A 17,233-nucleotide genomic window follows, 5' to 3' on the forward strand; every position below is an offset into this window, starting at 1 on the left:
GAGCAGCGGTTATCGGTGTTCTCGTACATGCCACAGACGAAGGATGTAGAGCGTGGAGCCTTGAATCTCATACCGCATTTCGTAATGACCGACCAAAAGTCGTCGCACATCTCGCGGTTCAAACTCGTCGACTCGCTCTCCGATTCGCGGATTGCTGAGTAAGGCCGTGGGAGCCTCAGTGAGGGATTGCACAGTACGAGCTGCCGCAGGACGATTGACCACTGCAAGAAACTCAAAAAGCCGGGCAAGATCCGATAACGCTTTACTGGTCCACCTCAACTCCATTAGCGCGGCACCGGTAACGGATTTTCAGTACTCAAACTTTCTGCCCACGCCTGGACAGATTGATGATCAATCACCCGTCCGGCATCAACGTCAGCCATTGCCTCGCGAGTCAGACGGCTGCGCTCTTCTTCCAAATCGATCCAGTCGGCAAGCGCCTGCTTCACAATCCAGCCCCGTGAACGCTCCATCTTCGCGGCCATCTGATCGACTTTATCGGCAAGCTCCATGGGCACATGGGCAGTCAGTACTTTGGTCGCAGCCATGATTTCGTCTCCAGGAAGCTACTTGATGAGATGTGATTATTTTTCAATCATAGTGATTTAAACCAACTCAACAACCCTCAGGACATCCCGTTCATCGTTCAGCTGAATGAAGCGTTGATGATAAAGGGATGCCAATTCACGAATGTGTGGGTTCGATGCGCTCGACAGCGCCTGACTCGCCACCCGCAAGAAATTCAGATTCCCCACAGCCAATGCTTTGCGTAACCAGACTAGCGCCTCGTCGATATTGCCTTCATCCGCCAGCACGGCGGCATAACTGAACTGCCCGCGAAAATCCCCGCCGAGTGCCGAACGTCGATACCAGTAACGCGCAGCTTGCGGATCTGCGGGACACACCCGCCCGTCTTCCAGATAACGTCCCAGCAGGTTCATGGACTTGGCGTGGCCCAGTTCAGCCGCGCAGCGATACAAACTCAGTGCTTGCAACTGATCCTCGATCACCCCGCGCCCGGTGGCCAGCAGGTTTGCGTAGTTGTACATCGCCCAATCCAGTCCGGCTTCGGCAGCCTGGCGATAATGCTCGGCAGCGGTCGAAGCATCAGCCACACACCCCCAGCCATGCTCATGACAACGACCGAGCATGTTGCGCGCCATCAAATGTCCACGCTGAGCGGTGATGTCAAACCAGCGCACGGCCAGCGGCGGATCCTTCTCGATGCCCTGCCCGTCCAGCAGAATCTGCCCGAGCAAAGCCTGAGCATCGAGTACACCTTCGCGGGCGGCGATCAGAATCGCCTGTGCCGCGCGCGCCGGGCTTTCGTCAAGCATGGCTTTGAGCCGATCACCATCGAGGACTTCCTCGCGACGCAGTTGATAACTCATACCTCAACCCAACGACGCAACAGGTTGTGATAAGTGCCCGTAAGGCGAATCAGCGAAGGGTGGTCGGGCATGTCCTGGGTCAGCTGCTGGATCGCCCCGTCCATCTCGAACAGCAAGGCGCGCTGGCTGTCTTCGCGCACCAGGCTTTGAGTCCAGAAGAACGAGGCGAAGCGCGTGCCGCGCGTCACGGCGTTGACTTTGTGCAGGCTGGTGCCGGGGTACAGAACCATGTCCCCGGCCGGCAACTTCACCCGTTGGGTGCCGAAGGTGTCCTGGATTTCCAGCTCGCCGCCGTCGTAGTCGTCCGGTTCGCTGAAGAACAGAGTGGCCGACAAATCGGTGCGCACCCGCTCGATGCTGCCCTTGGGCTGGCGCACGGCGTTGTCGATGTGAAAATCGAAACTGCCGCCGGCCGTGTAACAGTTCAGTAACGGAGGGAAGACTTTGTGCGGCAACGCGGCTGACATGAACAGCGGATTTTTCCACAGCCGTTCCAGCATCGCCGCGCCGACTTCCTTGGCCAGCGGATGACCTTCCGGCAGCTGCAGATTGTGCTTGGCCTTGGCCGACTGGTAGCCGGCGGTGATCTTGCCGTCCGCCCAATCTGCCTGCTCCAGAGCCTCGCGGATGCGCTGCACTTCTTCTTTCGCGAACACGCCGGGAATGTGCAGCAGCATGGGATGACACCTGAAGACAAAGAGGCGGCAATGGTATTGATTCTTATTGACTCTGTAAAACCCCATGACGAACGAGACAGCAAAAAGCGTAAGGGTAAATTGTAAAGAATGTAAATTCATCGCGAATAGTAACGTTTCGCAATTGATACAAATACCTGTTTACCCTATATTCCGCGGCCTCAAATCCTTGGGGAGGGGAATTCAAATGTCACGTCAACAACCACAAGTACCGGTCAGTTCACCACGTTTGCTCGCATCGGCCATCGGCATGGCGATTACTGCCGGTTCTGCGGGCCACATGGTTTTCGCGGCGGAAAAAGCTGACGAAAAAGCACCGAGCAACGTGATTTCCCTGGGCGCTACCGCTATCACCGGCGAGGCCCAGGACGAGACTTCCTACAACGTCGAAAAAGCCTCCTCGCCCAAGTACACCGCACCGCTTGTGGACACGCCGCGTTCGATCACCGTCATCCCGCAACAAGTGCTCAAGGACACTGGCGCCCTCAACATGCAGGACGCGCTGCGCACTGTTCCAGGCATAACCTTCGGTGCCGGTGAAGGCGGAAACCCGCAAGGCGACCGCCCATTCATCCGCGGCTTCGATGCCCAAGGCGATACTTATCTGGACGGCGTGCGCGATACCGGTTCGCAGAGCCGCGAGATCTTCGCCGTTGAGTCGATCGAAGTCAGCAAAGGCCCGAACTCGGCCATGGGCGGCCGTGGCGCTGCCGGTGGCAGCATCAACCTGGTGAGCAAAAAGGCGCACCTTGGTAATTCGCTCGATGGCGGTTTCACCTGGGGTTCCGACCAGACCCAGCGTTACACCATGGATGGCAACTATCAGTTCACCGACACCGCCGCTGGCCGTCTGAACCTGATGAGTCACGAAAGCAACGTCGCCGGCCGTGACACTGTCGATTACGATCGCTGGGGCATCGCACCGTCGCTGGCCTTCGGCCTGGGCACCGACACTCGCGTCAACCTCGACTACTACCACCTGGAAAGCAACGACACGCCAGATTCCGGCATTCCCTACAGCATTCCGGTCGCGGGCTCGACGGCTCGCAGCAGGTCCAACCCGGACAAGCCTGACGATGGCGGCGACAGCAGCAACTTCTACGGTCTCGACGGCCGCGACTTCCGCAAGGGTCGCACCGACACCGCAACCATCGCCATCGAGCACGACCTGAGCGACGCGCTGACCGTCAAGAACACCCTGCGCCACGGCACCAGCATGCAGGACTACATCCTGACCCAGCCGGACGACAGCAAGGGCAACGTCAACAACGGCAGCGTCTGGCGTCGGGCCAACACCCGGGTCAGCAACACCGAAACCACCACCAACCAGACCGATCTGTTTGGCGACGTCTACATCGCCGGATTCAAAAACAGCTTCTCTACCGGTATCGAGTTGAGCCGCGAGGAAAGCGAAAAGTCCTCGTATAACGTCAACACCGACACCACCCCGGGAACAGCTGCCGCGACCACCAACTGCTCGCCGGCGTTGATTGGTGCGCCGAGCGGCTACAACTGCACCTCGCTGTCCAACCCGAACCCGAACGACCCATGGAACGGTGCAATCTCGCGTAACTACGCTGGCACCGACACCAAAGCCAACACCTATGCTCTGTATGTGTTCGACACGCTGGAATTGTCCGAACAATGGCTGGTGAACATGGGTCTGCGTTATGACCATTTCGACACCGAATACAAAACCTTCACCGCTGCCGGCACAACCACCTCCAAAGGCGACGATACGAGCGAGTTCGTTACCGGGCAGTTCGGCGTGGTCTACAAGCCCGCAGAAAATGGCAGCATCTATGCGTCCTACGCGACGTCCGCCACGCCACCGGGCAACACCCTGGGCGAAGGTCAGGAAGGCAACCCGCTGGGTGGCACGCCGGACCGCAACGGTAACCTGCTCAAAAGCGACATGGAGCCGGAAACCACCAAGAACTACGAAATCGGTACCAAGTGGGACCTGCTGAACGATCGCCTGTCGTTGACCGCTGACATCTTCCGCACCGAGAAAGAAAACGCTCGCGTTCAAGTCGACACAACCGCCTATGAAAACGCCGGCAAAACCCGCGTTCAAGGTATCGAACTGTCGGCCAGCGGCAAGATCACCGACAAATGGCAAGTGTTCGCCGGTTACGCATACATGGACAGCGAGCAGATCGATGGCGGCCCGCTGAACCGCGCCACCGAAGGCAACGAGCTGCCTAACACACCGAAAAACAGTGCCAGCTTGTGGACGACTTATCAGGTCACGCCGAAGCTGACCATCGGTGGCGGTGCGTTTTATGTCGATGATGTGTTCGGCAGCGTGGCCAACACCACCATGGTTGATTCCTACGTTCGTTACGACGCAATGGCCGCGTACAAGCTGAGCAAAAACGTCGACCTGCAACTGAACGTGCAGAACCTGACCGATGAAACCTACTACGACAAAGCTTTCTCGACCCACTTCGCCAACCAGGCGGCGGGCCGTACGGCATTGCTGAGCACCAACTTCCACTTCTGATAGAAGCGTGAAGACCGTGGCCCCGTTCATCCAGGTGAACGGGGCTTTTGTGCGTAAAAAGGAATGTTTCTCGACAACCCACGGCATAATGCGCGCCGTGATTATTATTTTCGAACGAACAAGGCGAGCGACGTGTTGAAGAAAACCCTGTTCCAGTTGCACTGGTTTTTCGGCATCAGCGCCGGACTGGTCCTGGCCCTGATGGGCATCACCGGGGCGACGGTGTCGTTTCAGGATGAAATCCTGCGCGCGCTGAACCCTTCTGTGCTGCAGCTCGAGAAGCAGGTCGCCGGCGTCCTGCCGCCCGCCGAACTGGTGGAAAAAATCGAGGGTGCCTCGGGCAAGAAAGTCTCGATGCTCTGGGTCGAGACCGACAGCGGCAACGCGGCACGGGTAATCTTTACCCCGCCACCGGGCGAGCGCCGCGGGCAGATGCGCTACTTCGACCCGTACACCGCCGAGTTCATGGGCGACGCTACTGGCCAGGATTTCTTCGGCCTGATGCTGCAACTGCACCGCTTCCTCGCCATGGGCGATACCGGTCGGCAAATCACCGGCGCGTGCACGCTGATTCTGCTGTTCTTCTGCCTGTCCGGTCTTTACCTGCGCTGGCCGCGTCAGTGGAAAAGCTGGCGTGCCTGGCTGACCCTCGACTGGAAGAAAAAAGGCCGCAGCTTCAACTGGGATTTGCATTCGGTGGCCGGTACCTGGTGCCTGGTGTTTTACCTCCTGGCAGCGCTCACCGGGTTGTCCTGGTCCTATGAGTGGTACAACAAGGGCCTGACCCGATTGCTTTCCGACTCACCGCAAAACGAGCGCGTTCGCAGCGGTCGCGGCCCTGCACCAAGCGGCCCGGCGCCCACCGCCGATTACGCCGCGATGTGGAGCAGCATCTACAGCGCCGCCGGCCCGGCACTGAGTGCCTACAACATCCGCATGCCGCCTGTGGCCGGGCAGCCTGCCACCGTGTTCTATCTGTTGAACAGCTCGCCCCATGACCGGGCGCTGAACCAGATCACGCTGGACCCGGCAACCGGCATCGTCGCCCGGCATGACCGCTACAGCGACAAGAGCCTCAAGGCGCAACTGCTGACCAGCATTTACGCGCTGCACGTCGGCAGCTATTTCGGAATCATCGGGCGGATCATCCTGACGATCAGCGCACTGACGATGCCGCTGTTTTTCGTCACTGGCTGGTTGTTGTACCTCGATCGTCGACGCAAGAAAAAGCAGATCAAGGAGGCCCGCAAAGACCTCGCACAACCGGGTAGCGACGCACCGGCTTGGCTGATCGGCTTCGCCAGCCAGAGCGGCTTTGCCGAGCAACTGGCGTGGCAGACCGCCGGGCAATTGCAGGCGGCGGGCCTGCCGGTGAAAGTTCAGCCGCTGGCGGACGTCAGTGAGCAAGACTTGCGTGACTCCAGCAATGCGCTGTTCGTGGTCAGCACCTTCGGCGACGGTGAAGCGCCGGACAGCGCCCGAGGGTTTGAGCGCAAAGTGCTGGCCCGGACGTTGAGCCTGGAAAGCCTGAACTACGCCGTACTCGGCCTCGGTGATCGGCAGTATCAGCACTTCTGCGGATTCGCCCGACGCTTGCACACGTGGCTCGGCGAGCACGGCGGCAAGACCCTGTTCGCGCCGGTGGAGGTCGACAGCGGCGACCCTTACGCCTTGCGTCACTGGCAGCAGCAACTGGGTCTGCTGACCGGACAGGCGCCCGTGGACACCTGGCAAGCGCCAAGCTATGACAACTGGAACCTGACCCGCCGCGAGTTGCTCAACCCTGACAGCAGCGGTTCGGGCGTTTACTTGCTCGGCCTCACCGCTCCCACCACCAGCAGTTGGCTGGCCGGTGACCTGGTGGAAGTGCTGCCGCGCAATTGCTCGTTAGCGATCGAACATTTCCTCGATGGCCTGGGCATTGACGGTCGGGCCACGGTTGCGCTCGATGGCCTGTCGCAACCGCTGGAGCAAGCCCTCGCCAGTCGACAACTGCCGGAAAACAGAACCCACCTGGTCGGCCTGCATGCCCAGGCGCTGGTGGATGCGCTGGTGCCGTTGGCCATGCGCGAATACTCCATCGCCTCGATCGCCGCCGATGGCGTACTCGAACTGATCGTGCGCCAGGAACTGCATCCTGACGGCAGCCTGGGTGTCGGCTCCGGCTGGCTGACCGAACACGCCCCGGTGGGCGGCACCATCAGCCTGCGCGTACGGCGCAACAGCGGTTTCCACCTGCCGGTCGAACCGGTGCCGATGATCCTGTTGGGCAATGGCACCGGTCTGGCCGGGCTGCGCAGTTTGCTCAAGGCGCGGATCGCCGATGGGCAGCAGCGTCATTGGCTGTTGTTCGGCGAACGCAATCGCGAGCATGACTATCTGTGTCGCGATGAGCTTGAGGAGTGGTTGATTTCGGGAGATCTGGAGCGGCTGGACCTGGCGTTCTCGCGGGATCAGGCCGAGAAGATCTACGTGCAGGATCGCTTGCGTGAGTCGGCTGACTTGCTGAAGCAATGGCTGGCCGACGGCGCCGTCATCTGCATCTGCGGCAGCTTGCAGGGGATGGCTTCAGGCGTGGACCACGTACTCAACGAAATACTCGGAATTTCAGAGGTCGACCGCCTGATCGAGCAAGGTCGCTATCGCCGCGACGTGTACTGACCCATCACAATCCCTGTGCGAGCTTGCTCGCTCCCACAGGGATCTGGTGTCTGCTCGCGATTTCATTTCAAACCGGCTGCAATTTCTGTTCGAAAACAGAGACCCCATCCAAATCCCGCAACACCACACTCATCTCCCCCGTCTGCCCATCAATATTCACCTCACCAAAAAACTGAAACCCGGCAAACGGCGAGGTGTTCTGTGCCGGTGGTGCTTTCTCGAACACCACCTCGGGACCAAAGGTCTTATCCAGCGAATCAGGCCCGAAACTCCCCGCGTTCAAAGGCCCGGCGACAAACTCCCAGAACGGCTCGAAATCCTGAAACGCCGCACGGTCCGGGTGGTAATGGTGCGCTGCGCAGTAATGCACATCCGCCGTCAGCCAGACAAAATTGCGCACCTGCTGCGCCCGCAGAAAACCCAACAATTCAGCGATTTCCAGCTCTCGCCCCTGGGCCGGTCCCGGTTCGCCATTGGCCACCGCTTCCCAGCGCGGCACTCCGGGGCTGACTTCGCCATCCGGCACACCGAGGCCAATCGGCATATCAGCAGCAATGACTTTCCACTGGGCCTTGGAGGCCTTCAACTCACGTTTGAGCCAGTCCAGTTGTTCACGTCCGAGAAACGGTTTTGCGTCACCGAGGTTGGCGTCATTGGCCCCGCGATAGCTGCGCATATCGAGCACGAACACATCGAGCAACGGACCGTAACCGAGCTTGCGATAAATCCGCCCGCCGCCATCGGCGCTCTGCAACCTCATGGGTGCGTATTCGAGCCAGGCCTGACGCGCGCGATCGACCAGGCTGTGGATATCTTTGCTCTTGTAGCGATCATCCAACTGCTTGCCCGGCGACCAGTTGTTGACCACTTCATGATCGTCCCATTGCCAGATCTGCGGGACCTCGGCGTTGAAGCGGCGAATGTTTTCGTCCATCAGGTTGTAGCGGTAATTGCCGCGATATTCATCGAGGGTTTCGGCGACTTTGCTCTTGGCTTCAGTGGTGATGTTGCGCCACACGCGGCCGCTCTCTGTGGTGAGCTGCGCAGGTATGGGACCGTCGGCGTAGATGGTGTCGCCGCTGTGGATAAAGAAGTCTGGCAGGCGCAACCGCATGGCTTCGTAGATGCGCATGCCGCCGATGTCCGGGTTGATGCCGAAGCCCTGGCCGGCGGTGTCGCCACTCCAGACGAAACGGAGGTCGCGACGGGTTTGCGGCACGCTGCGCAGATGGCCGAACCAGGGTTCGCTGGCGACGCCGCTCTGGGCATCCTCGAAGTGCACACGGTAAAAAATCGCCTGGTCCGCGGGCAGGCCAGTGAGTTCGACCCGGGCAGTGAAATCAGTATTGGACACGGCCAATGGCGAGACAAAACGACGAGGGTTACTGAACAGGCTGCGGGTGTCCCACTCCACCACCATTCGCGCCGGGCGATCACAGCGGCTCCAGATCATCGCCCGATCGCCCAGCACGTCGCCGGACTGCACGCCATCGGTGAGTTGCGGCCGATCCTTGACCGAGGCAATGACCGCCGGCGCCAGGCCTGGCAACAACAGCCCGGCACCGACGGCTTGTATGACACGACGGCGACCGAGGTCGAATTCGCTCATGGTGTTCTCCCTGAAAAGGAAAACTTAAGCATGTACGCATGACGCTGATGTGAAAATACGATCCCTGTAGGAGTGAGCTTGCTCGCGATAGCGGCGCAACAGTCACCAATTTCTTTGAATGTTAAACCGTCATCGCGAGCAAGCTCGCTCCCACAGTATCCCGCGGCTAGCCGGGCGGATCGAGGTTATCCAGCACCCGGTTTACTGCGAGTTCTCCCAACATGATGGACTGCTGAATCCCCAGCAGTGTGTTGCACTGCGATCCTTGCAGAAATCTCGCGAAATCACTCGCCATGACATTTGCTGAGGCCAGCGATTCACAGGCGTATTCCAAAAACGTCCGGTTGTCGGTTTCGGGGGCGATGAAGAAGATTTTGCTGGGGATGCGTGTTTGGGAATCGATTGATTCGGATGGAGCAGCCAGATCGGTGTCCGGCGGATTTGGTGTTGGCTTAAACATTGGGAAGGTATTCCTGCTAGTAGTGCCGCAACCTGTCTCGCTACTAAACGGAAGGGTGGCAGCTGTGCGCAAGTTAGTAGACCGGACACCTACCCAAAATCCGGCGCACCCGGGGGCGCCATGCGCACAGCTACCATCAAGTGCAGACGAATGTCTGACTGAATGACGCTTGTGCAGCCATTTAGGAAGGAGAAGGGCGGGCTACTAAACCCGATCACTGAAGGGCAGTGACGGGAGTCAAGTTACCGATGGCCCCCAAAGCGCACAAGCCGGCGGATTCTGGCGCAGTTGTAGGCAACGACGCAACGTTCTGTAGCCCCAGGACGACGGCACTTTGATGCAAAACATCGCAGCTCCCGGCCCTTTCAAGGAATAGGAAATTTCAGCGCCATATTTGGGAAACGTCCTAACACCAGCCCTGAGCGAGCCAAGTAGGTTCGAGGCTCCCCAGCCATACTCAGAACAGGACGCCTATGGCTCGCAACAAGGACATCCCGCAAGTCTGGGAGCATGGCGGTGGTACTGGTGGGGTCCTCGGCAACGGGCGGCGTCATATCCCAACGTCTCGGCGGTTCTCTTGCACTGCGTCTACTAACAGGATCAGCCGTTGTGGCGACTGGTGCAGCGGTCGGGACAGTTGCGCTATTAATGCCGAACACCAGCCTTTCACCCGACAGCGCCTTCTACAAAAACGAGCAATACGCGACGCTGGAGGCGGGGCGAACCCTTGTGCGCATCAACGTGAAGACATTGCCGGATAGCTCAGTCAACGCTTACGGCTTTTACACAGGCGGGAAAAAAGACTGGGAGTTTGTCCCGGTTATCAAGGCCACTCAAGAAGGCGAGAAGTTTGTTGCTGACATCGGTAACGGGATTGGCCTGACTTGGACGCCAGCAGCGAATCCAGACGTTGTACTAGGAATTCCTGCATTGGAAGGCGCCCCGCAACTACCGTCTGTATGGGTGTACCCGCCCACCGAGCAAGCCAATAAAGCACTAGTGAACCCCGAGCATCCGCCCGAGTATCAGGATGCGATCATCTGATTCCCTGCAGATGCTGGACTTGAGCCGATCTATATTGTTCTGAGTGTGCCTGGAGACTACAAATACCGCCCTGCTCCTACGACACTCCCGGCTTTTCCAGATATAAAACCTGCTCCGTTAAAAACTTCAGTGCGTGGTGGTGGTAAAAAACGTCGGCGATGGAAAGATCCCTCAGGAAGGATTTATGAGTGGGACTCGCAACATGGCACCGTTGAGATGTACACCAAGCAAGGAAAACACCTTGGGGAGTACGACCCGCAAACAGGGGAGCAAACCAAGCCAGCTGACCCGTCTAGGAAAGTAGAAAAATGAAACACGTAATAGAGGTCTTCGACAGACACAGTGAGGAACTTCTCCTGAGTGTGGAAATACCCAAAAGCCGTCACGAAGAGCTAGCAAAACTAATGGATTGGCAAACACCAGAGGATGAGTTTGATGGCTACGACCTTTCTCCAGAACAAGTGCAAACACTTGAAACCTGGACTGGCAAGATCCTGGGAGACGCAAACCACATCGTGCAGTTGGTGTGCGTTGATTGATTTACTCCACCGCCATGAAATACGAACTGAAGTTTCAGATTTACGGAATACCTGAAAACGATGACTTGGCTGTATTCGAGATGGATTTGTCCCGGTCCATTACAACGGATGCCCTGAAGCCAATAATGGCTTGGCATGAAGAAGAGGATGCCATGGCAAGCCATCGACTATCCGCCAAGCAGGTTACAGCCATTGAGAATCTCGCAATGATTGAACTCCCCAAGGAACTAATGCTGTATCTCAGCAGCTACGAGTGAGCCTTGAATGGCGCGCAACTCAGGGCCTGGATTTAAAGAAAAATGCAGCATGGCGACGTTACCGGGACATGACACAGAAATCTGCCAACACCGCAGATCCCTTGTGGGAGCGGCGGTGCGGCGATCCGACTTGCTCGCGAAAGCGGTCTGACAGCCAACATAATTGCTGAATGTCAGTCCGTCATCGCGAGCAAGCTCGGCTCCCACAGGGTGTGGTGTCAGGCGCTGACTGGCTCTATGGCCAGCTCAACGACCTCCGGCCGCTTGAGCACCGCATACACCACCGCCGTCAGCAAACTCCCGGCCACAATCGCCAGTAAATAAAGCAGCGCATGGTTGATCGCATTCGGGATCGCCAGTACGAACAACCCGCCGTGCGGCGCCATCAGTTTGCAGCCGAAATACATCGACAACGCACCGGCCAGCGCACCACCGGCAATGCTCGCCGGAATCACCCGCAGCGGGTCCTTGGCGGCAAACGGAATCGCACCTTCCGAGATGAAGCACAACCCCAATACCAACGCCGCTTTACCGGCCTCGCGTTCGGTCTGAGCAAACTTGCGTCGCGCGATAAACGTAGCGATGCCCAAGCCAATCGGCGGCACCATGCCGGCCGCCATGGTCGCGGCCATCGGTGCATAACTTTGCGACGCCAGCAGCCCCACCGAGAATGCATACGCGGCTTTGTTGATCGGCCCGCCAAGGTCGACGCACATCATCCCACCCAGCAACACACCGAGCAGAATCGCGTTGGTGGTGCCCATGCTGTCGAGGAAATGCGTAAGGCCTTCGAGCATCCCGGCCACCGGTTTGCCCACCACGTAGATCATCACCAGACCAGTGAACAGACTCGCCAGCAACGGGATGATCAGGATCGGTTTCAGCGCCTCAAGACTTTGCGGCAAGCGCGCATAACGGTTGATCGCCTGCGCCGCATAACCGGCGATGAAACCGGCAATGATCCCACCGATGAAACCGGCCCCCAGGGTACTTGCCAGCAGACCACCAATCATCCCCGGCGCCAGGCCCGGACGGTCTGCGATCGAGTAGGCGATGTAACCCGCCAGCAGCGGCACCATCAGCTTGAACGCGGTCTCGCCACCGATCTGCATCAGCGCCGCCGCCAATGTGCCCGGCTCCTTGAACGCAGTGATGCCGAACACGAACGACAAGGCGATCATCAGACCGCCCGCCACCACCATCGGCAGCATGAACGACACGCCGGTCAGCAGGTGTTTGTAGACGCCGGTTTTCTCTTGCTTGGCCGGGCCTTTGGCACCGCTCGAAGCGGTTTCCTGCGTGCCTTCGGCCAACGCTTTGTTCAGCGTCGCTTCGGCTTGTTTGAGGGCGATGCCGGTGCCGCAACGGTAAATTTTCTTGCCGGCGAAACGCTCGGTGGCGACTTCGATATCGCAGGCCAGCAGCACCACGTCCGCATCGGCAATCGCCGCTGCACTCAACGGATTGCGCGCACCGACTGAGCCCTGGGTTTCCACTTGCAGGTCGTAGCCCAAACGCTTGGCCGCTTGCTGCAAGGCTTCAGCGGCCATGAAGGTGTGAGCGACGCCGGTCGGGCACGCCGTAATCGCAACCAAACGCGGGGCGTTTTTTACGGGGGCGACAGGCTCGACCACGGCGTCGGGGGCGACGTAAACCTGAGCCTCTTCGGCCCCGCGACGCAGCACCGCTTCAACATCTTGCAGGGCTTGCGCCGGGGTACTCTGGAACACCCGCTTGCCGACGAATCGCGACATATCCACCGGCGCGCTGGTCACCAGCAACACCCACTCGGCGGCCTCGATCGTGGCCGCCGACAATTGGCGTTCAGGGTGCGCGGCATCGTTGACTTCGACACTGGTGCTCCAGCCCTGACGCTGGGCCGCTGCATCAAGCAAACGGGCGCACAGCACACTGGTGACCATGCCGTTCGGGCAGGCCGTAACAATGGCTAACTTCATGACAAACCCTCTTATTGTTCTGTCAGGGTGCGCATGCGCACGCCCTGTTCGAGCCGCGCCAACTGCGTGGCGTCGCCAATACCGAAACCGATCTGGGTGACCGCCATCGCGGCAATCGCCGTGGCGGTGCGCAAGGTCTGTTCCGGCGTGTCGGCGCTGAGCAAACCGTGGAGCATGCCGGCCAGCAACGAATCGCCTGCGCCCACTGTGCTGACGACACTGACCTTGGGCGGCGTGGCATGCATCGCCGAGCCGACACTGAACCAGTTCACGCCATCGGCGCCGTCGGAGATCACCACGTGCTCGATGCCTTGAGCGTGCAAGCGGCTCGCGGCGTGCGCTTGCGCAGCCACCGAAACCACCTCGCAGCCCAACACATCGGCCAGTTCTTCGGTGTTCGGCTTGATCAGCCAAGGGCCTGCCGTGAGCGCCGCCCGCAAGGCTTCACCACTGGTGTCCAGCGCCACGTTCAGACCGAGATTTTTCAAACGCGTAATCAACGCCTGCAACCATTGAGGGCTGATGCCTTGGGGCAGGCTGCCGGCAACGACGACCGCGTCATGCCCGGGTGCTATCTGATCAAGTCGATCAAGCAACGCCTGCTGCGCGACTTCACTGACCAAGGGTCCGGGACCGTTGATGTCGGTGATGCGCCCATCGCTTTCCGCCAGTTTGATGTTGCTGCGCGTCTCACCCGGAACACGGATGAACGCATCGACAAACCCGCGTTTGGCGAAAAGCGTTTCGAACGCTTGAAGGTTGTCTTCCCCGAGGAAACCGCTGACCGTGAGCTGATGCCCGAGGTCCGCCAGCACTTGTGCCACGTTCACGCCTTTACCGGCGGCATGCGTGTGCATCTCGTCGCTTCGGTTGACTTGGCCGGGGGCAAGTAGCGGCAACTGGACCGTAAGGTCCAGCGCCGGGTTGAGGGTCAGGGTCAGGATCTTGGCCATTACAGGGCCTCCACTAATGCGCGCACTTCATTGGCGCTGCCCACGGCCAGGGCCTGTTGGGCAAGGATTCGGGTCTGGGCCAGGCTGAGTTCGCGAACCCGCGCCTTGACCTCGGCAATGCTGCGACCCGACACACTGAGCTCATCCACACCCAGACCAACCAGCACCGGCACCGCCAGCGGATCGGCCGCCAACTCGCCGCACACGCCGACCCACTTGCCGTGGGCATGCGCCGCGCGCACGGTGATGTCGATCAGTTGCAGCACCGCCGGGTGCAAGCCGTCAGCCTGGGCCGACAAGGTCGGATGACCACGGTCGATGGCCAGGGTGTATTGGGTCAGGTCATTGGTGCCGACGCTGAAGAAGTCGACCTCTTTGGCCAGCACCGGCGCCAGCAATGCCGCCGACGGCACTTCAATCATGATCCCCAATTGCAGGTCGGCAACCGGAATTTCCAGACGCAGACGTTCGGTCATGTCCCGCGCCTGGCGCCACTCATCAACGCTGCCGACCATGGGAAACATGATCCGCAATGGCCGGTTGTCCGCAGCGCGCAGCAAGGCACGCAATTGCGCTTCCATGATGTGCGGACGTTGCAGGGTCAGCCGAATACCACGCACGCCGAGGAACGGGTTTTCTTCTTTGGCGATCGGCCAATACGGCAGCGGTTTGTCACCACCAACGTCGAGGGTGCGCACCACCAGCGGCCGACCGGCCAGACCATCGAGGACGCGACGGTATTCGACTTCCTGGGTTGCCTCGTCCGGCGCTTGCGAGTGGGCCATGAAAATCAGTTCGGTGCGCAGCAGGCCAATGCCTTCGGCGCCCTGCTCCACTGCGCTGGTCACGCCGGCGCTTTCGCCGATGTTGGCGAACACTTCGACCGCATGGCCGTCAGTGGTCAGTGCCGGTTGATGGCGTTGTTCGGCGGCCGCTTTCAGACGTTGCTCGCGGGTGTCGCGCTCTTCAGTGGCGCGCTGCAAGGTCGCCGCGTCGGCGTCCACGTGCAGGCGGCCGCGTTGGCCGTCAATCAGCAACGGCGTGCCCGGCGCCAGCAGCAACACGGCCGGGCCGGCGCCGACCAGCGCCGGAATCCCGAGGGCTCGGGCGACAATGGCGCTATGAGCGGTGGCGCCGCCACGGGCGGTGAGGATGCCGGCGACGCGCGCCGGATCAAGGCGGGCGACATCGGACGGACCGACTTCATCCATCACCAGAATGTATGGTTGCTCCGGCTCGCTCGGGGTTTCGACGCCACTCAGTTGCGCCAGCACTCGACGGCCGATATCACGCAAATCGGCGGCGCGCTCGGCAAGCAAGGCGTCCTGCAGCGATTCCTGCTGCTTGGCCGCCGCCTCAATCACCGCCATCCACGCCGCTTCGGCGCTTTCGCCCTGCTTGAGACGGGTGTCGACTTCATCGGTCAATTCCGGGTCGTCGAGCATTTCCTGGTGAGTGATGAAAATCTCGCGAATGGCCTTGGACTTGCTGCGTTCGATCAAGCCTTCGATGTCGCGACGCACGTCCGCCAACGCCTGTTGGAGACGCTCGCGCTCGATCGCGGCAGACTCACCGCGCAGCGGGTACTCAATGGTTTGCAGCACTTGAATGTGCGCCGGGCCGATGGCGATGCCCGGTGCAGCGGCAATGGCCTGAACCAGGCTGCCAGAGGCTGGCGCGAGGACCACTTCGGCCACATCGGCAATCACTTCGCGCTGCTGGCTCACGGCTGGCAGCGGCTCGACTTCTTCACCGAGGCCTTCTTCGATGGCGGCCAGCAAGGCTGGCAAGGCATCGGCGGCGATGCTCGGTTCGGCGACAAATTCAAGCACCTGACCGCGACGGGCGCCGAGGCTGAGCAGTTTGCTCAAGCTCTTCACCGACACAGCGCTGTCCTGGCCATCGACGACGCGCACACGGATTTCGCCGTCAAAACTTTTCGCCAGTTGCGCGAGGATCTTCGCCGGACGCGCGTGCAAACCGTGGGCGTTGGCCAGGGCGATGCGAGCGCTCGGCCAATCCGCCGGCAGCTCACCGCCCAGGACTTCGAGGACTTTACGGCTGCTGGTGGCGCGGCCCAATTCGTGGCCGCGACCTTCGATCAGCAACGCACACAGGCGTTCGAGCAAGGCCTGATGGGCTTCACCGAGGCTCGCCAGACAGAACAGGCCGCTGAGCGGCTGGCCGAGGTAACGCATGGGCTTGTCCGGCGTGACGAAGGCCAGGCCCGGACGCTTGACCGTTTGCTCGCTGTGCAACCACCACAGGCCATCGCCCAGTGGCAACGCATCGACCTGCTGCAACACGGCGGAGAAACCATTGCTCACACAATCGGCCTGACGCAGCAAACGTGCACCGCGCCAGACCAACTCTTCGAAGTCATCGGCGGACACACCGAGGCCGATCATCTGCGCATCCAGCGCCAGTTCTTGCGGCGCGCCTTGCAGCAGTTTCAGCAAGGCTTCGGCGGAACTGGCGCGACGCAGCGCCTGGCCCAGGTCGGTTTCGCCGAGGGCACGGGTCAGCAGTTGCAGCAAGCGCAGGTGTTCGTCGGATTTGGCCGCAATACCGATCGCCAGGTAGACGATCTGACCGTCGCCCCAGTCTACGCCTTCAGGAAACTGCATCAGCCGCACGCCGGTGGAAAAAACCAGATCGCGGGTTTCTGGCGTACCGTGGGGGATGGCAATACCTTGACCGAGAAAGGTCGAGCCCTGGGCTTCGCGCGCCTGCAACCCGGCGAGATAACCCTCGGCCACCAGGCCATCGGTGACCAGATGCTGCGCCAGTAGCTGCAACGCTGCGGACTTATCCACAGCCGTCTGGCCCATGGATATCTGCTCTATGGTGAGCTCGAGCATGCTTTCTCCTTTTTGGCGCCTTGTGACGCCAGGTATTGTTTTGAGTGATTCAGCTTAGACGCTTAGGCACGCCTTTTCAGGGGCAGTTTTGGCGGTTTCGCGGCAGAACCGGCAAAGGAGCCTATAACGTAGAAGATACGTTTGCTGAAACGTTTAATCTAGAATGATTGGCACGTTACTCGATAATGTCTCATCCTTGAAGTCCAATTGTCAGATGTGCTGCGACAATGGTCGTCTGCCTGAATCGGGTAGGATTGGCGAAAATGTCGAGGCAAGCTCGAAAAAACAAGGAAAACCCG

General features: G+C 59.9%; 14 protein-coding genes and 1 pseudogene. 6 read left to right on the forward strand and 9 right to left on the reverse strand.

Translation table 11 applies throughout. The features are described 5' to 3' along the window. Positions 1-9: 9 nt before the first annotated feature. The 4 genes from MO767_RS07500 to MO767_RS07515 are packed head-to-tail and all read right to left on the reverse strand — an operon-like array spanning position 10 to position 2,068. Positions 10-285 (reverse strand): type II toxin-antitoxin system RelE/ParE family toxin, encoded by a 276-nt coding sequence (locus tag MO767_RS07500; RefSeq protein WP_282480008.1) that lies wholly within the window; start codon positions 283-285, stop codon positions 10-12. After that, positions 285-548, reverse strand: a complete 264-nt coding sequence (locus tag MO767_RS07505; protein ID WP_282480009.1) for a ribbon-helix-helix protein, CopG family — start codon at positions 546-548, stop codon at positions 285-287. Before MO767_RS07505 ends, MO767_RS07500 begins: the two co-directional genes overlap by 1 nt. A 57-nt stretch (positions 549-605) precedes the next feature. Next, the gene (locus MO767_RS07510; RefSeq protein WP_282480010.1) at positions 606-1,391 is read right to left on the reverse strand and encodes a tetratricopeptide repeat protein; all 786 of its coding nucleotides are present in this window, start codon (positions 1,389-1,391) and stop codon (positions 606-608) included. Next, on the reverse strand, positions 1,388-2,068 hold the full coding sequence (locus MO767_RS07515; RefSeq protein ID WP_282480011.1) for a Fe2+-dependent dioxygenase: 681 nt from the start codon (positions 2,066-2,068) through the stop codon (positions 1,388-1,390). The genes MO767_RS07510 and MO767_RS07515 overlap by 4 nt, the downstream gene beginning before the upstream one ends. Before the next feature lie 205 nt (positions 2,069-2,273). Here MO767_RS07515 and MO767_RS07520 point away from each other — a divergent pair, with 205 nt between their 5' ends. Further along, positions 2,274-4,592, forward strand: a complete 2,319-nt coding sequence (locus tag MO767_RS07520; RefSeq protein ID WP_282480012.1) for a TonB-dependent siderophore receptor — start codon at positions 2,274-2,276, stop codon at positions 4,590-4,592. 132 nt (positions 4,593-4,724) lie between these two features. Continuing rightward, the gene (locus tag MO767_RS07525) at positions 4,725-7,253 is read left to right on the forward strand and encodes a sulfite reductase flavoprotein subunit alpha (RefSeq protein ID WP_282480013.1); all 2,529 of its coding nucleotides are present in this window, start codon (positions 4,725-4,727) and stop codon (positions 7,251-7,253) included. A gap of 67 nt (positions 7,254-7,320) precedes the next feature. On the opposite strand, the gene MO767_RS07530 is transcribed toward MO767_RS07525, so the two are convergent. After that, entirely contained in the window at positions 7,321-8,862 is a 1,542-nt protein-coding gene (locus MO767_RS07530; protein WP_282480014.1) for an alkaline phosphatase D family protein, read from the reverse strand. A 166-nt stretch (positions 8,863-9,028) separates the two neighbouring features. Next, a complete protein-coding gene (locus MO767_RS07535; protein WP_282480015.1) occupies positions 9,029-9,322 on the reverse strand; it encodes a DUF6124 family protein in 294 nt (97 codons plus the stop codon). Between the two features lie 516 nt (positions 9,323-9,838). On the opposite strand from MO767_RS07535, the pseudogene MO767_RS07540 reads away from it, so the two are divergent. The 4 genes and pseudogenes from MO767_RS07540 to MO767_RS07555 all read left to right on the forward strand — a co-directional run. Further along, a pseudogene (locus MO767_RS07540) lies at positions 9,839-10,363 on the forward strand (S-type pyocin domain-containing protein); the annotation flags it as partial. 48 nt (positions 10,364-10,411) lie between these two features. Beyond that, positions 10,412-10,678, forward strand: coding sequence for a colicin E3/pyocin S6 family cytotoxin (locus tag MO767_RS07545; protein ID WP_282480016.1), 267 nt, complete (start codon positions 10,412-10,414; stop codon positions 10,676-10,678). Continuing rightward, on the forward strand, positions 10,675-10,905 hold the full coding sequence (locus MO767_RS07550; RefSeq protein WP_129438571.1) for a hypothetical protein: 231 nt from the start codon (positions 10,675-10,677) through the stop codon (positions 10,903-10,905). The genes MO767_RS07545 and MO767_RS07550 overlap by 4 nt, the downstream gene beginning before the upstream one ends. Continuing rightward, positions 10,902-11,162: a hypothetical protein gene (locus MO767_RS07555; RefSeq protein WP_256657678.1), complete on the forward strand. Its 261-nt coding sequence runs from the start codon at positions 10,902-10,904 to the stop codon at positions 11,160-11,162. The genes MO767_RS07550 and MO767_RS07555 overlap by 4 nt, the downstream gene beginning before the upstream one ends. Before the next feature lie 218 nt (positions 11,163-11,380). Here MO767_RS07555 and MO767_RS07560 read toward each other — a convergent pair whose 3' ends face one another. From MO767_RS07560 to ptsP, 3 genes are read right to left on the reverse strand one after another with little or no spacing between them, the layout of a single operon-like run. After that, a complete protein-coding gene (locus MO767_RS07560) occupies positions 11,381-13,120 on the reverse strand; it encodes a PTS fructose-like transporter subunit IIB (protein ID WP_282480017.1) in 1,740 nt (579 codons plus the stop codon). A gap of 11 nt (positions 13,121-13,131) precedes the next feature. Next, positions 13,132-14,073: a 1-phosphofructokinase gene (gene pfkB, locus MO767_RS07565; protein WP_282480018.1), complete on the reverse strand. Its 942-nt coding sequence runs from the start codon at positions 14,071-14,073 to the stop codon at positions 13,132-13,134. Continuing rightward, positions 14,073-16,934 (reverse strand): phosphoenolpyruvate--protein phosphotransferase, encoded by a 2,862-nt coding sequence (gene ptsP / locus MO767_RS07570; RefSeq protein ID WP_282480019.1) that lies wholly within the window; start codon positions 16,932-16,934, stop codon positions 14,073-14,075. The genes pfkB and ptsP overlap by 1 nt, the downstream gene beginning before the upstream one ends. Positions 16,935-17,233: the final 299 nt, after the last annotated feature.

Origin of the sequence: Pseudomonas sp. UYIF39 (assembly GCF_029963765.1) — a bacterium.
Taxonomy (GTDB): Bacteria; Pseudomonadota; Gammaproteobacteria; order Pseudomonadales; family Pseudomonadaceae; genus Aquipseudomonas.

Coding starts and splice junctions, on each gene's coding strand:
- MO767_RS07500 (WP_282480008.1), bottom strand. CDS start 285: ATGGAGTTGAGGTGGACCAGTAAAGCGTTATCGGATCTTGCCCGGCTT.
- MO767_RS07505 (WP_282480009.1), bottom strand. CDS start 548: ATGGCTGCGACCAAAGTACTGACTGCCCATGTGCCCATGGAGCTTGCC.
- MO767_RS07510 (WP_282480010.1), bottom strand. CDS start 1,391: ATGAGTTATCAACTGCGTCGCGAGGAAGTCCTCGATGGTGATCGGCTC.
- MO767_RS07515 (WP_282480011.1), bottom strand. CDS start 2,068: ATGCTGCTGCACATTCCCGGCGTGTTCGCGAAAGAAGAAGTGCAGCGC.
- MO767_RS07520 (WP_282480012.1), top strand. CDS start 2,274: ATGTCACGTCAACAACCACAAGTACCGGTCAGTTCACCACGTTTGCTC.
- MO767_RS07530 (WP_282480014.1), bottom strand. CDS start 8,862: ATGAGCGAATTCGACCTCGGTCGCCGTCGTGTCATACAAGCCGTCGGT.
- MO767_RS07535 (WP_282480015.1), bottom strand. CDS start 9,322: ATGTTTAAGCCAACACCAAATCCGCCGGACACCGATCTGGCTGCTCCA.
- MO767_RS07550 (WP_129438571.1), top strand. CDS start 10,675: ATGAAACACGTAATAGAGGTCTTCGACAGACACAGTGAGGAACTTCTC.
- MO767_RS07560 (WP_282480017.1), bottom strand. CDS start 13,120: ATGAAGTTAGCCATTGTTACGGCCTGCCCGAACGGCATGGTCACCAGT.
- pfkB (WP_282480018.1), bottom strand. CDS start 14,073: ATGGCCAAGATCCTGACCCTGACCCTCAACCCGGCGCTGGACCTTACG.
- ptsP (WP_282480019.1), bottom strand. CDS start 16,934: ATGCTCGAGCTCACCATAGAGCAGATATCCATGGGCCAGACGGCTGTG.